This is a genomic window from Streptomyces sp. CB02414 (assembly GCF_001905385.1).
GTDB lineage: Bacteria > Actinomycetota > Actinomycetes > Streptomycetales > Streptomycetaceae > Streptomyces.
Genome location: NZ_LIPF01000002.1, coordinates 949,074 through 963,413 on the forward strand (window position 1 = coordinate 949,074; position 14,340 = coordinate 963,413).

Genomic DNA, 14,340 nt, shown 5'->3' on the forward strand with positions numbered 1-14,340 from the left:
TCCGCGAACGTCACTACGCTGACCGACGGGACACCCCGGCGAAGAGGGAGACCATGACGTACGACCGCGACCGCATCGAAGCCCTACTCGACGAGGGGGTCCGCGACAAGGTGTACCCGGGCGCCGTGTGGGCCCTCGGCGATGCCACCGGCATCCTCGACCAGGGTGCCACCGGCGTCCTCGACCCCGACGAGCCGGACGTGCCGATGCGCGCCGAAACCGTCTTCGACGCCGCCAGCCTCACCAAGATCCTGGCCGTCTGGTCCTCCGTCGGCGCTCTGTACGAGGACGGAACCCTCGACCTCGACCAGCCGCTCGGCAGCTTCTGGCAGGAGGTCACCGGGCACCCACTCGGAGCCGTCACCACCCGGCATCTGCTGACGCACACCGCCGGCGTCCCACTGCGAGCCCAGCTGAAGAACCTCTACGGCACCAACCCGGACGACATCCGCCGCGGAGTACTGCACGAGGCACTCCACCGGGCACCCGGCGAAGCCGTCGAGTACACCGACCGAGCCGCCCTCATCCTCGGCTACCTCGCCGAACACCTCTCCGGCAGCCCCTTGGACCAGCTGGCCACCGCCCGCACCTGGCACCCGCTGGGCATGACCGGCACCCGCTTCGGCCCCCTGCCCGCCGACCTCGCCGCCCGCTGCGCACCCACCGAACTCGACCAGGACACCGACACCCACCTCAAGGGAGTCGCCCACGACTTCTCTGCCCGCCTTCTGGGCGGCGTCTGCGGCATCGCCGGCGCCTTCACCGTCCTCGACGACCTCGCCGCCTTCCTCCGGTACATGCTCGCCCCTGCCGCTTCCCAGTTCCGGGCTGGTTTCGGGAGCGAATGGATCACCCGCTCCCTGACAATCCAGACGGGCCGGCTCCAACCTGCTCGCGGCCTGTTCTGGCACCCCGCTCCCGGCACGACCGCCGACGAAGACGTCTGGGTCCACTACGGCTTCACCGGCACAGGCATGTGGATTTCCCCCACCAAGTGCCGCTGGGCGGTACTCCTGACCAACAAGCTCTACTACACAAGGGAACGTGGCCCGTTGACCGAGGTTCGCAACACCTTCCGTGGGCTCGCCTTGAACTGACGTGGCAAAGCAACCCATCGCGTCCGGCCGGGTCTACTGCAGGGTTGGGCGAGCGGGCGGCTCGGCGTTGTTGACGGCGACGATCAGGTACGGGTCGATCTGTGCCCAGAGGGCGCCGCCCTCACGTTGCACTGCTCCGTCGAACCCCAGCCTGCGCAGACGCTCCCAAGCCGCTTGGACATCGTCGATGGCAACCCGAAGTTGGACGCCTGGAACGCCCGTAGCGACTTTGCTGGTGTGTGCCTGCCTGATCACGAGATTCTCATAAGAGACCCAGTCGCTTCCGCGGCGGTGCGCGCTCAAACCGAGGGCGGACATGGCCGCCGTCACGCGCCCGATGTCGGCGACGGGCAGATAGGCACCTTGGAGCCGGACCTGGTTCGGTGGCCAGACCGATCGATGCTCGTCAGCCGGCTCCGCATCGGTACGAGGGGCTTCCTCGACACCTTCCGATTCCGCATTCGCCCGCTGGATCCCGCGGATAAAGAAAAGATTCTGACCGTCCGTGGTGACGATATGTGTACGTCGCGCCGTCCACTTGCCGGACGTCAGCGTGCCAGCTGCGACCACGCGTGCTTGGCGCCGGTCCGGGAGCAGCAGATCAGCTCGGCTGTCGGCCTTGTCGAGCTTCTCGATGAACCGCGACCGAGCTTCGCCAGCCGCGGCGCGAGAAGGCAGGGACAGGATCGGAGAGACAGGAGTGAGCAGATTCTCGGCCAGCGTGACGAGCAGGGCCGCATCCTGAACAGTTCGCCCGAACGAGCCCAGCCATTCCTGGCCCAGACCTGCGCCGAGCAGGCTGGCGGCCATAGATGCCAGTGTGTCCGTGTCCGCGCCCTCCTGGCGCGCGGGGACACCGATGCCACGCTCCGGGCTGGCGGCCGAACGGGCCGCGAGGTAAATGGCTGCCACCGCGCACAACGTCCCCGACCCACGCGTCTTCGGCCGAGTGAGGCCGTGTTGCTCGAGAAAGGCGGAGGGCGCACTCAGCGCGCCGCTGTTCAGTGAGGACCGTGCGCTGGTGAGGAGATCCTCCACCTCCCGCACGGCGTCATCCCAGCCTTGTTCGTAGCCGCCGGGGAACGCCTTCGCAGCGGCATCCAACCAGTTTCTGTCCAGCCCCTGCCACACCGGTTCCCGCCAGTCCTTCAGACCGTCCAGTGTTGCTTCGACGAGCCAGCCGTAAGCCAATGGCGCAGGTTGCCGCAAACTGGTCCACAGGGCATAGGCATGCACCAAGGCACCCAGCAGGGCTCGCGGGTGCCCGTGTGTCGTCGCGGCGTCGCGGACCACGTCGTGCGCCAGGTCGCCGAAGGAACCCTCGTGGTGGACTATGACGTGCGGCGCGATGCGCATGGCCGCGCCGTTGGCCCCGCTACTGAAGTACTTTTCCTGGTCGTCGGCCCTCTTGCCCCAGGCCGATTCATGCTTCTCCCAGGCGCGGCAGGCACGCTTGACGCTGGCCCCGGCACCACGTTCGTAATCGAGGAGGAAGGGCCACTCGACTCGTTGCAACCAGGTAAGCCAGTCGTCTCCTGCAGTGAGGCGAGCACGAGCCACGGCGATGAGCATCTGTGTGTCGTCGCTGTACTCGCCTGGTCCGATGTCCTCAAGGATCGGGCGGAAACGGCTGCTTGCCGTTCGCTGCCAGGCGAAAAACCGACCCGCGACCTGGCTGAGTGGCGGAAGTGAGCGAGTCCGGTCCCGCCGCTCGTAGGGCCAGCCCATGGCGTCTCCGACGGCTGCTCCTAGCAGCATGCCGCAGGCTCTGTCGGTCCATGGGTGAAGCTCAGCGTTCACGTGTTCACTCTGCCAGAGTTGTTCGGGGGATGTACGGGCTCTCCGGTGGCCGATTGCCGGAGCGCACCGAGCGGCTCAGGACGTACTTGTCGAAGAGCATGGGAGCGACAACCAGAGGTGGCAGCAGAACCGCCATCCCGAACTGGGCATGTCTGAAGTGCTCCAGCTCTGCCTGCTTCTCGTCCCGGACGATGACAGAACGTACGGCGGACAGTGGGATGATCCCGGGTATCTGTATCTCTGCCTGGTCGTCCGTAGGCCACCAAGACGGGTGCCCACTTTCTCGCCGCAGAGTCACCTTGCCGGTCACCGTGGGCGCGAACATGGCATTGAAGCCGTCGGCACCCAGCCGGGCGCCGGCGCTCCTGTCTCGTGCGGAGTTGTAGGGACAGAAGCGTGCGCCGGAAGTGGCGAGCAGGTCGACGTCCAGCGTGAGAACCACCCAGTCCTGAAAATGGCGGTCCCGGCTCGCTGCCTGGGCCAGGTACCAGGTGTTCGGATACTCCACGCTCAGGAAGGTGAACTCCAGTGCGCCGTCCAGGCGCTGGGTATCGGCAGGCCGAAAGGCGTCCGCAGCTGTCTGCAGGGTGGCCACGGGACGTATCTGCCGGGTTTCGAGGATATGGGACAGGTTGGCCGACTTGGTGAGATGGCACAGACGGGTGATACCGCGGGCCCGGGCCTGCTCAAGGACGTCACTCACAAGCTCACCCGCACGTACAGGTCAGACATCTCCTGCGGCAGCAGACCGGTCAGCTTGCTTGAGTGCAGCATGATGAGGTCTGTACGAGCCCGGGTGATGGCTACGTACAACTGCCGGGCCTCGCGCGCCTTGGCCTCGTCGAGGCCGTGAGCCTCCACCTCACTCGGTTTCGGCAGCTCGTCCGCATCACAGAATGGGAGGATCACCGAGTCGAACTCGAAGCCCTTCGCCGCAGAGTAGGTCCCGTAAAACACCCCCGGCTCGTCCGTCCACCGCGCAAGCTCACGGTGCAGGCGGTGAATGGGGACACGACCTCGGTCGAGGAGAGATCTGAGTTTGTCCTCGTGGACCCGGGTGCGCATAAGAATGGCGACCTGGCGGTCCGCGCCCAGCGCCAGGGCGTTGCTCGCCGCCTGAACGAGCTGTTCTTCCTTGCCCGCGGTCTCCAGGATGGTGGGTTTCGGGCCGTCGGCCGCCGCACCGGTCGGCTGGACCAGATCGACGTCATCCTTGAAGTGCGGCATATCCGAAAGGGACTGGGCGAGTTGGGCGACCTGACGGCTGTTGCGATAGTTGTGGGCGAACTCCACGACATTTGACACATGAAGGCCCAGGGCACGCCAGGACATCCGGCTCCCGTAGATCTGCTGCGCGTAATCGCCGAAGAAAGTCAGTGATCCGTCGCTAGGAATGGCCGCTGCCAGGCTTCGAATCATCTCGGGTGTAAAATCCTGGCCCTCATCGACGACGACATGCCGGTAAAGCCGCTTGGTGGGATCAACCTTCAGGGCGCCCAGGACCGTCGACGCCATGTTGTCGAAGTCGTACTCGTACCCGGCTTCGGCACGCAACTGTACGTACCGTTGGTAGACCTCGAAGACGACTTCACGATCGGGTTGCTGAAGTGGCCTGCCCCGGCCAACCCGACGAGCACGGCCTTCCACATACGTCTGCTGGTCGACTATGCCGTGCCCGACCATCCAATGCAGCTCATCCAGGAAGAAATCGAGCGGACGGTGAATCACGGCCCGGGAGGGATGGCGCTCACGAGCCTCCCCCAGCGCCCGCTCAACCATTTGCTTCTTGGACTTGCATATGCGCACCGGCGCTTTGGTGCGATGCGCGAGATAGCCACGCGCGAAGGTGTGGTAGGTCTCGATCTGCAGGTTCGTAGACGCGGCGCTCATTCCCCTGAGGTAGGTTACGAGAGCCTTGTTGAAGGTGACCAACAGCGTGCGGCCTCCGATACCCGGGGCCGTGGCCAGATAATGAGCCCGATGGACCGCCATCGTCGTCTTGCCGCTGCCCGCCGTGCCCAGAACGACGCAGTGACCGCGTTCGTTCAGGAAGACGACGTCCCGCTGGTGACCCTTCGGGTCAGGTAACGAAAGCCCCATCGCGCCATTATGACGCGTCCATGGCCACTTGGTACAGATGATCCACGGACCGGTCCCTCAACTGGGCCTCCACCAACCGACGAAGCCGCAGCCCTCTCCGCTGGAGCTCGCGCCCTCGGCGATTAGGCAGCTTGGCCCGGGGGGTGGTGCATAGCTTCGTCCAGCCCTCGCGCGGGCTGCTGACGACCGCGGACTGCCGCCCCGCAAGCCACACCGCGGCACCTGCCCCGTGGACAGCCGATCACTTTCGAGGGCACATCCAGGGCACATGAGCCCAGGAAACGGCGTTAACCCGCGAGAACTACCGGGACGACTTTCCGCAGGTCAACGCGGATTTTATCGAAAATACCCAGGTCAACGCCCCGCCGCCTTCAATCGCTGCACGAGTGGCAGGACTTCAGCCATCGGCTGCATGAGGCGGGGCATCAGCCGTATTGCCTGGTGTGGCCCTGAGCGGGGGGTTCTTGCGGGGGGCTGATCGCTACCGCGCGGACAGCCCGGGGGCGAGCAGCTCCAGCACGTCCTCCCACCGGTAGCGGTCGGCCCCGCCGCCCGACTTCGGCCGGTGAGGCTTGTAGGAACTGACCAGGACGTCCATGGCGGGTGCTTCGCACAGGACGCGGGGAGGTTGGGCCGGTCCGTATACGATCAGCCGCCATGGACTGGCTGGAGCGGATCGCGAAGTTGCGGCAGTGGACCAGGAGCGGCACCCGCGCTCCGCACAAGCCGCTGCTGCTCCTGTACGCCCTCGGCCGGTTCCAGGACGATGCCGACGGCGGCCTGCGGTACACCGCGGTGGAGCGGGACTTGCAGGGTCTGCTGGTCGAGTACGGGCCGCCGAACAAGACCACACCCGCCTATCCCTTCCACCACCTGGTCAGCGACGGAGTATGGGAAGTCCGCACCGATCGCGGACCGGGCAGCCCCGGCAGCGGGGTGCGGGACCTCCGGGAGACGGGCGCCACCGGGCGGCTCGCGCCGGATCTGCGAGCGGCGCTGCGACGTGAGCCGGACCTGCTCGGCAGGATCACGCGACTGCTGCTCGACCTGCACTTCCCGCCCTCCCTGCACGGAGAACTGTGCGAAGCCGTCGGCCTGGAGCTGGAGCCGGGGGCGGGTGAACGGCTCTCGGCGGTACGCAGACAGCGGGACCCGCGGATGCGGGAGCTGGTCCTGACCGCCTACGAGTACCGGTGCGCCTTCTGCGGATACGACGGGAGGATCGGCGCGGTGCCGGTCGGGCTGGAGGCCGCCCACGTGCGGTGGTGGGCGTTCGGCGGACCCGACGAGACCGAGAACGGGCTGTGCCTGTGCTCGCTGCACCACAAGCTCTTCGACAAGGGCGTCCTCGGCGTGGGAGGCGACCGGCGCATCCTGGTCTCGCAGCGCTTCGTCGGCCACAGCCCCGCCGCCCGCGAGCACGTCATAGCCCTCGCGGGCCGCCCGCTCATCGGACCGCAGCCCGGCTCGCGTCCCGTCGCCGCGGCTCACCGCGACTGGCATGCGCGGCAGGTCTTCCACGGCGAACCGCGCCCTGCCGCCGCTGCCTGACCTCGGGAGTCATCCCGGAGAATCCCCTTCTGCCTGCTCTCACCTCTCGGCCATGAGTTCCTTCAGCGCGACGTTCAGTTCCAGCACGTTCACGCGGGGCTCGCCGATGAAGCCGAGCGTGCGGGGCTCGGTGTGCTCGTCGACCAGTTTCTGGACGCGTTCGGCGGGCAGTCCGTTGCGGTCGGCGACCCGGTGGACCTGGAGATCCGCGTACTCGGGAGAGATGTGCGGGTCCAGGCCGGAGCCGGAGGAGGTCACCGCGTCGGCCGGTACGTCGGAGGGGTTGACGGTGTAGCCGGCCACGGAGTTGTCCTCGATGACGGCGGCCTTGGCGTCCTTCACCCACTGCAGCAGCTCCGCGTTGTCGGCGGAGCGGTTGGTGGCTCCGGACAGGATGAGGTCGTACTGGGTGTTGACGCTGTTGGTGCCGAGGCCGTTGGCCGGACGGCCCTGGAACCACTTCAGGTCGGGTTCCGGGGTCTCCTGGCCGTCCTTCAGGGGGAGGTTGTACTGCTGGCCGATCAGGGAGGAGCCGACGACCTTTCCGTCGGCCTCGATCTCCGAGCCGTTCGCCCGGTCGGGGAAGAGGCCCTGGGCGATGCCGGTGATCAGCAGGGGGTAGGCGATTCCGGTGACGACGGTCAGGACGAGAAGGGCGCGCAGGCCCGCCACGAGCAGCCGGGCGGTGTTGGTTACGGACGTGTTCATGGCGGTCAACCGATTCCGGGAATGAGCGAGACGATCAGGTCGATGAGCTTGATGCCGATGAACGGGGCGATCAGCCCGCCGAGGCCGTAGACGGTGAGGTTGCGGCGCAGCAGCCGGTCGGCGCTGACCGGCCGGTAGCGCACCCCCTTCAGGGCGAGCGGGACCAGCGCGACGATGATCAGCGCGTTGAAGATCACCGCGGAGAGGATCGCCGAGTCCGGCGAGGACAGCCGCATGATGTTGAGCTTGTCCAGGCCCGGATAGACGGCCGCGAACAGCGCCGGGATGATCGCGAAGTACTTGGCGACGTCGTTGGCGATGGAGAACGTCGTCAAGGCACCCCGGGTGATCAGGAGTTGCTTGCCGATCTCGACGATCTCGATGAGCTTGGTCGGGTTGGAGTCGAGGTCGACCATGTTGCCGGCCTCCTTGGCGGCCGACGTGCCGGTGTTCATCGCCACGCCGACGTCGGCCTGCGCGAGGGCGGGCGCGTCGTTGGTGCCGTCGCCGGTCATCGCGACCAGCTTGCCGCCGGCCTGCTCCCGTTTGATCAGGGCCATCTTGTCCTCGGGGGTGGCCTCCGCGAGGAAGTCGTCGACGCCCGCCTCGTCGGCTATCGCCTTCGCGGTCAGGGGGTTATCGCCAGTGATCATGACGGTCCTGATGCCCATGCGGCGCAGTTCCGCGAACCGCTCGCGCATGCCTTGCTTGACGACGTCCTTGAGGTGGATGACCCCGAGGACGCGGGCGCCTCGCTCGTCCTCGACCGCTACCAGCAGCGGCGTGCCGCCCGCGGCGGAGATGCGCTCGGCGGCCGTGTCCGCGTCCCCGGCCACCGTGCCGCCGCGCTCCCGGACCCAGGCGATGACGGAGCCCGCGGCGCCCTTGCGGACGCGCCGGCCGTCGACGTCGACGCCGGACATGCGGGTCTGGGCGGTGAAGGAGATCCATTCGGCGCCGACGATTTCGCCCGAAGAGAAAGGCGCGCGAAGCGCTTCCTCAGAAGGGTGGTGGTGGGCGACGGGTGGGCGTTCGCGCAGGCCGTACTTCTCCTCGGCGAGGACGACCACCGAACGGCCCTCGGGCGTCTCGTCGGCCAGCGAGGAGAGCTGGGCGGCGTCCGCGACCTCGGCCGCGGTGGTGCCGCTCACCGGCACGAACTCGGCGGCCTGCCGGTTGCCGAGCGTGATGGTGCCGGTCTTGTCCAGCAGCAGCGTGGAGACGTCACCGGCGGCCTCGACCGCGCGGCCCGACATCGCCAGCACGTTGCGCTGCACCAGGCGGTCCATGCCCGCGATGCCGATCGCGGAGAGCAGCGCGCCGATCGTGGTGGGGATCAGGCACACCAGCAGCGCCACCAGCACGGGCATCGTCAGTTCGGTGCCCGCGTAGTCGGCGAGGGGCGGGAGGGTGGCGCAGGCCAGCAGGAAGACGACGGTCAGCGAGGCGAGCAGGATGTTCAGCGCGACCTCGTTCGGCGTCTTCTGCCGGGCCGCGCCCTCGACCAGGTTGATCATCCGGTCGATGAAGGTCTCGCCCGGCCTGGTGGTGATCCGGACGACGATGCGGTCGGAGAGCACCTTGGTGCCGCCGGTGACGGCGCTGCGGTCGCCGCCGGACTCGCGGATGACGGGCGCGGACTCGCCGGTGATCGCCGACTCGTCGACCGAGGCGACGCCCTCGACGACGTCGCCGTCGCCGGGGATGACGTCGCCGGCCTCGCAGACGACCAGGTCGCCGACGCGCAGCTCGGTGCCGGCCACCGTGCTGCCGTCGGCCCGGCGGGCGACGGTGTCGGTCTTGGCCCTGCGCAGCGTGTCGGCCTGCGCCTTGCCGCGGCCCTCGGCGACGGCCTCCGCCAGGTTGGCGAAGATCACGGTCAGCCAGAGCCAGGCGCTGATGGTCCAGCCGAACCAGTCGCCGGGGTCGGTGAAGGAGAACACCGTGGTCAGGACGGAGCCGACGAGGACGACGAACATGACGGGCGACTTCACCATCACCCGCGGGTCGAGCTTGCGCAGCGCGTCGGGCAGCGACCTGACCAGTTGCCTCGGTTCGAAGAGGCCCGCGCCGACGCGGCCCCCCGGCTTGTGCCCGGCCGGTGTGTCGTCGTGCGGCGCCCGGGGGCCGGTGGCCGTGGACGTGGCTGTGGACATGGAGTCCTCGTGCTTCTGGGTGTCGGTCGTGTCGGTGGTCATGCCGCCAGCCCTTCGGCGAGCGGGCCCAGGGCGAGTGCCGGGAAGTAGGTCAGACCGGTGATGATGAGGATCGCGCCCACGAGCAGGCCGGTGAACAGCGGTTTCTCGGTGCGCAAGGTGCCCGCGGTGGCGGGCACGGGCTTCTGTCCGGCGAGTGAGCCGGCGAGCGCCAGGACGAACACCATCGGCAGGAAACGGCCGAGCAGCATGGCCAGGCCCAGGGTCGTGTTGAACCACTGGGTGTCGGCGTTCAGACCGGCGAAGGCCGAGCCGTTGTTGTTCGAGGCGGAGGTGTAGGCGTACAGGATCTCGGAGAAGCCGTGGGCGCCGGTGTTGGTCATCGAGTCGCCCGGGGTGGGCAGGGCCATCGCCGCGGCGGTGAAGGTGAGGACCAGCGTCGGGGTGACGAGGATGTAGCAGGCGGCGAACTTGATCTCCCGGCTGCCGATCTTCTTGCCCAGGTACTCCGGGGTGCGCCCGACCATGAGCCCCGCGATGAAGACCGCGATGACCGCCATGATCAGCATGCCGTAGAGCCCGGACCCGACACCGCCGGGCGCGATCTCGCCCAGCATCATGCCGAGCATGGTGATGCCACCGCCGAGGCCGGTGAAGGAGGAGTGGAAGGAGTCCACCGCGCCGGTGGAGGTGAGGGTGGTGGACACCGCGAAGAGCGACGAGCCGCCGATGCCGAAGCGCAGCTCCTTGCCCTCCATCGCACCGCCGGCCGCCTGGAGGGCGGGGCCGTGGTGGGCGAACTCGGTCCACATCATCAACGCGACGAAGCCGGCCCAGACGGTGGCCATGGTCGCGAGGATCGCGTAGCCCTGGCGCACCGAACCGACCATGACGCCGAAGGTCCGGGTGAGGGCGACGGGGATCAGCAGGATCAGGAAGACCTCGAACAGGTTGGTGAACGGGGTGGGGTTCTCGAAGGGGTGGGCGCTGTTGGCGTTGAAGTAGCCGCCGCCGTTGGTGCCCAGCTCCTTGATGACCTCCTGCGAGGCGACCGCGCCGCCGTTCCACTGCTGCGAACCGCCGGTGCTGTGCTCATTCAAGAATTGACCGACCTCGTGGATGCCGGAGAAGTTCTGGATGACGCCGCAGGCCACCAGGACCACCGCGCCGACCGCCGCGAGCGGCACCAGGACGCGGACGACGCCGCGCACCAGGTCGGCCCAGAAGTTGCCCAGTTCGCCGGTGCGGATGGGGGTCCCCCCGCTCGAGCGAAGCCGAGAGTGGGGGAGGGCGAAGCCGCGTACGAGGGCGATGGCGACGGCGATGCCGACGGCCGCGGAGACGAAGTTCTGCACGGCGAGCCCGGCGGTCTGCACGACGTGGCCCATGGCCTGTTCGCCGTAGTACGACTGCCAGTTGGTGTTGGCCACGAAGGACGCGGCGGTGTTGAACGCCTGGTCCGGGTCGATGGAGGCGAAGCCCAGCGAGCCGGGCAGCACGCCCTGGAGCCGCTGGAGCAGGTAGAGGAAGACGACGCCCGCGAAGGAGAAGGCGAGGACGCCGCGCAGGTACGCGGTCCAGCGCATCCGGGTGTCGGGGTCGGCACCGATGCCCTTGTAGATCCACCTCTCGACCCGCAGGTGCCGGGGAGACGAGTAGACCCGGGCCATGTAGGTGCCGAGGGGGACGTGGGCGAGCGCCAGCGCGGCCAGCAGGGCGAGCATCTGGAGCACGCCGGCGAGGACGGGGCTCATGGGGTGCTCAGAACCTCTCCGGGTGGATCAGGGCGAGGACGAGGTAACCCAGCAGGGAGACGGCCACGATCAGGCCGACGACGTTCTCTGCGGTCACAGCTTCGTCACCCCCTTGGCGACGAGAGCCACGAGCGCGAACACCGCGATCGTGGTGACGACGAAGGCCACGTCGGCCATCGCGAGCTCCTAGTGAGGTTCGAACGAGAGTCTGACAACGAGATGAGACCCCCGGTACGACCCGATTCGGCCGCCGTTGATGGCTTCCTTACGGCGGCCCGAGCGGCTTTGATGCATCTCTTACGGCGCCGGTGAACACGCGATGCGCGGGCTCCCGTGCTCCGGTCAGCCCCAGACCCCGTCCGCGATCGCGGCGCCGAGGAAGGCCGCGCCCAGGCCGGCGGTGACACCGGCGACGACGTTGGCGGCGGCCAGGAGCCGCGCCCCGGTCTCGGCCAGCCGCAGCGTCTCGTAGGAGAAGGTGGAGTAGGTGGTCAGCGCTCCGCAGAACCCGGTACCGACCAGCAGCCGCACCGAGTCCGAGGCGGCGCCGTGGGCGGCCGCGCCGGTGAGCGTGCCGAGGACCAGGCAGCCGACGACGTTGACGGTGAAGGTGCCCCAGGGGAAGAGGGTGCCGTGCCGGGCCTGGACCGCGCGGTCGGTCAGATACCGCAGGGGCGCACCGACCATGGCGCCGGTCACGACGAGCAGCCAGTTCACTTGCGCCTCCCGGGGATCAGGCGTCGGGTGAGGCTCGCGGCGCACCACACGCCGGCGAGGGCGGCCGACACGGTGGCGGCCAGGTAGGCGAGGGCGGTGCCGGGATCGCCGCCTTGGAGCAGGCGCTGGATGCCGACGGCGTAGGTGGAGAAGGTGGTGAAGCCGCCCAGGACGCCGGTGCCGAAGAACGGGCGCAGCAGGCGGTGCGCGCACCACACGTCGGTGACGAGCACCATGAAGACGCCGATCACCGCGCAGCCGGCCGCGTTGACCAGCAGGGTGGTCCAGGGGAAGGCGCCGGGCGCGGTGGGCCACAGCAGCGAGGCGGCGTAGCGGGCCGTGGCGCCCAGGGCACCGCCGGCCGCGACCGCAAGGAGGACGGGCGCCTGTCCGCCGGCGAGCTCGCGCCGCTGGGCGGGCACCGACAGGTCGACGTCCGGGTCGATGGGCTCGCGGCCCTCGGGGCCCACCGGCGGTGGCTTGCGCGGGGTGTTCCGCAACGCGGGTCTCCTACTCGTGCGGCCGCCCGGGCATGCGGACGGTCCTGGTCACCAGTAGGGACTGTTGGCGGCGTCGGTGCCGCGGTTCGGGTACGGCGAGCCCCACCGCCGCGCGGCCACCCGGACGGGGCAGGCCGCTGCCGCCCAGGGTAGCCCAGCGGCGCCGGCGCGAGTGGCGCCCCGGTCCCGCTACGAGTCCTGTCCCGGACCGTCCGGGACGGGACTCGTAGACTCGACGGCCGATATCGGTTGCGTCACTGTCGGAGGTGGACCGGGTGCGGGAGTTCCAGCGGGGCGCGGTGCGGCTGCACATCCTGCACCACGCGGCCCAGGAGGAGATCCACGGTGCCTGGATGACCGCGGAACTGGCCCGGCACGGGTACCGGATCAGCCCCGGCACCCTCTATCCGACGCTGCACCGCCTGGAGGCGGACGGGCTGCTCGCCTCCGAGCAGCGCGTGGTGGACGGCCGCACGCGCCGCGTCTACCGGGCGACCGAGGCGGGGAAGGCGGCCCTCGCCGAGGACCGCAGGGCCCTGGAGGAACTGGCCCGCGAGGTGCTCGGCGACGAGCGGCATCGCCCTGAGCCTTCACCAGGAACGTGACTTCGGCTACGCGTCGCGGGAGGCGAGTGCCCGGCGGATGCCGTACGCGATGACGCCGACGGCGAGCACGGCTGCCCCGGAGATCACGGAGGAGGCCGGCAGGGTGAACGCCAGCAGCAGGCAGCCCGCGAACCCGGCCACCGGGACCAGGCGCGGCGGGCGGCCCTCCGCGGGTGTCAGCGTCCAGGCGGAGGCGTTGGCCACGGCGTAGTACGCCAGGACCGCGAACGACGAGAAGCCGATCGCCCCGCGCAGGTCCGCCGTCGCGGCGAGCACGGCCACCACGGCGCCCACGAGCAGTTCGGCCCGGTGCGGCACCTTGTACCGCGGGTGGACGGCGGCCAGGCCGTGCGGAAGATGCCGGTCGCGGGCCATGGCCAGGGTGGTGCGGGAGACGCCGAGGATCAGCGCCAGCAACGAGCCGAGCGCGGCCACCGCCGCCCCGGCCCGGACCACCGGCGACAGCCAGTCGGCGCCCGCGGCCCGCACCGCGTCCGACAGCGGCGCGGTGGCCTCGGCCAGCCCCTCGGGGCCGAGCACCGACAGGACGGCGAGCGCCACGAGGACGTACACGGCGAGCGCCATGCCCAGGGCGAGCGGAACGGCGCGGGGGATGGTGCGGGCCGGGTCGCGGACCTCCTCGCCCAGGGTGGCGATGCGCGCGTATCCGGCGAACGCGAAGAACAGCAGGCCCGCGGCCTGGAGCACCCCGCGCGCGTCGGTGTCGCCCCCGACGTCCCAGCGGGCGGCGTCCGCCGTGCCGGAGCCGAGGGAGGCGATCACCACCGCCGCCAGCACCGCCAGGACCACGGCGACGATCACGCGGGTCAGCCACGCCGACTTCTGCACGCCGGCGTAGTTCACGGCGGTCAGCGCCACCACCGCGGCGACGGCGACGGCGTGCGCCTGGCCGGGCCAGACGTACGCGCCGACGGTCAGGGCCATGGCCGCGCAGGAGGCGGTCTTGCCGACGACGAAGGCCCAGCCGGCGAGGTGGCCCCAGAAGTCGCCGAGCCGCTCCCGGCCGTAGACGTAGGTGCCGCCGGAGGCGGGGTAGCGGGCGGCGAGCCGCGCGGAGGAGGTGGCGTTGCAGTACGCCACCACGGCGGCCACCGCGAGCCCCAGCAGGAGCCCGGAGCCGGCGGCGCGGGCGGCCGGGGCGAGCGCCGCGAAGATCCCCGCGCCGATCATCGAGCCCAGCCCGATCGTCACGGCGTCGGGCACGCCCAGCCGCCGCCGCAACTCGTCCGGCGTCCCCGCCGCGGCGGTCGAAGACTCGCCCATCAGCCCTCCTGGATTACGGTTCTCGATATCGGCAGACGATATAGGAGCCGGGTGACTCGGCGGTGAAC

Annotated in this window: 13 protein-coding genes and 1 pseudogene; 3 read left to right on the plus strand and 11 right to left on the minus strand. The window is 69.4% G+C overall.

All coding sequences use genetic code 11. From position 1 onward, the window contains the following. Nucleotides 1-53 precede the first annotated feature (53 nt). The gene (locus tag AMK11_RS10585; protein ID WP_073725494.1) at nucleotides 54-1,097 is read left to right on the plus strand and encodes a serine hydrolase domain-containing protein; all 1,044 of its coding nucleotides are present in this window, start codon (nucleotides 54-56) and stop codon (nucleotides 1,095-1,097) included. Between the two features lie 33 nt (nucleotides 1,098-1,130). Here the strand turns inward: AMK11_RS10585 and AMK11_RS10590 are convergent, their stop codons facing one another. From AMK11_RS10590 to AMK11_RS10610, 4 genes and pseudogenes are all read right to left on the minus strand, one after another. Beyond that, nucleotides 1,131-2,855 (minus strand): ADP-ribosylglycohydrolase family protein, encoded by a 1,725-nt coding sequence (locus tag AMK11_RS10590; RefSeq protein ID WP_073725496.1) that lies wholly within the window; start codon nucleotides 2,853-2,855, stop codon nucleotides 1,131-1,133. Between the two features lie 46 nt (nucleotides 2,856-2,901). Continuing rightward, on the minus strand, nucleotides 2,902-3,600 hold the full coding sequence (locus AMK11_RS10595; RefSeq protein WP_073725498.1) for a DarT ssDNA thymidine ADP-ribosyltransferase family protein: 699 nt from the start codon (nucleotides 3,598-3,600) through the stop codon (nucleotides 2,902-2,904). Continuing rightward, nucleotides 3,597-4,997 (minus strand): UvrD-helicase domain-containing protein, encoded by a 1,401-nt coding sequence (locus AMK11_RS10600; RefSeq protein WP_073725500.1) that lies wholly within the window; start codon nucleotides 4,995-4,997, stop codon nucleotides 3,597-3,599. The genes AMK11_RS10595 and AMK11_RS10600 overlap by 4 nt, the downstream gene beginning before the upstream one ends. Before the next feature lie 481 nt (nucleotides 4,998-5,478). Continuing rightward, a pseudogene (locus AMK11_RS10610) lies at nucleotides 5,479-5,616 on the minus strand (flavoprotein); the annotation flags it as partial. 38 nt (nucleotides 5,617-5,654) lie between these two features. Between AMK11_RS10610 and AMK11_RS10615 the strand changes: the two are divergent. Continuing rightward, complete coding sequence (locus tag AMK11_RS10615) at nucleotides 5,655-6,548, plus strand: phosphorothioated DNA-binding restriction endonuclease (protein WP_073725504.1); 894 nt, start codon at nucleotides 5,655-5,657, stop codon at nucleotides 6,546-6,548. Nucleotides 6,549-6,587: 39 nt separating this feature from the next. Here AMK11_RS10615 and AMK11_RS10620 read toward each other — a convergent pair whose 3' ends face one another. From AMK11_RS10620 to AMK11_RS10645, 6 genes are all read right to left on the minus strand, one after another. Then, entirely contained in the window at nucleotides 6,588-7,256 is a 669-nt protein-coding gene (locus AMK11_RS10620; protein ID WP_073725506.1) for a potassium-transporting ATPase subunit C, read from the minus strand. Between the two features lie 5 nt (nucleotides 7,257-7,261). Next, a complete protein-coding gene (gene kdpB / locus AMK11_RS10625) occupies nucleotides 7,262-9,454 on the minus strand; it encodes a potassium-transporting ATPase subunit KdpB (RefSeq protein WP_073725508.1) in 2,193 nt (730 codons plus the stop codon). Beyond that, on the minus strand, nucleotides 9,451-11,166 hold the full coding sequence (gene kdpA / locus AMK11_RS10630; protein ID WP_073725510.1) for a potassium-transporting ATPase subunit KdpA: 1,716 nt from the start codon (nucleotides 11,164-11,166) through the stop codon (nucleotides 9,451-9,453). Before kdpA ends, kdpB begins: the two co-directional genes overlap by 4 nt. A gap of 7 nt (nucleotides 11,167-11,173) precedes the next feature. Further along, entirely contained in the window at nucleotides 11,174-11,263 is a 90-nt protein-coding gene (gene kdpF / locus AMK11_RS10635) for a K(+)-transporting ATPase subunit F (protein WP_073725512.1), read from the minus strand. 245 nt (nucleotides 11,264-11,508) lie between these two features. Continuing rightward, nucleotides 11,509-11,883, minus strand: coding sequence for a fluoride efflux transporter CrcB (gene crcB / locus AMK11_RS10640; protein WP_073725514.1), 375 nt, complete (start codon nucleotides 11,881-11,883; stop codon nucleotides 11,509-11,511). Then, entirely contained in the window at nucleotides 11,880-12,383 is a 504-nt protein-coding gene (locus AMK11_RS10645) for a fluoride efflux transporter FluC (RefSeq protein ID WP_241846934.1), read from the minus strand. The genes crcB and AMK11_RS10645 overlap by 4 nt, the downstream gene beginning before the upstream one ends. Before the next feature lie 275 nt (nucleotides 12,384-12,658). On the opposite strand from AMK11_RS10645, the gene AMK11_RS10650 reads away from it, so the two are divergent. Continuing rightward, nucleotides 12,659-12,988 (plus strand): PadR family transcriptional regulator, encoded by a 330-nt coding sequence (locus AMK11_RS10650; RefSeq protein WP_073725516.1) that lies wholly within the window; start codon nucleotides 12,659-12,661, stop codon nucleotides 12,986-12,988. 6 nt (nucleotides 12,989-12,994) lie between these two features. On the opposite strand, the gene AMK11_RS10655 is transcribed toward AMK11_RS10650, so the two are convergent. After that, entirely contained in the window at nucleotides 12,995-14,272 is a 1,278-nt protein-coding gene (locus AMK11_RS10655) for an APC family permease (RefSeq protein ID WP_073725517.1), read from the minus strand. Nucleotides 14,273-14,340: the final 68 nt, after the last annotated feature.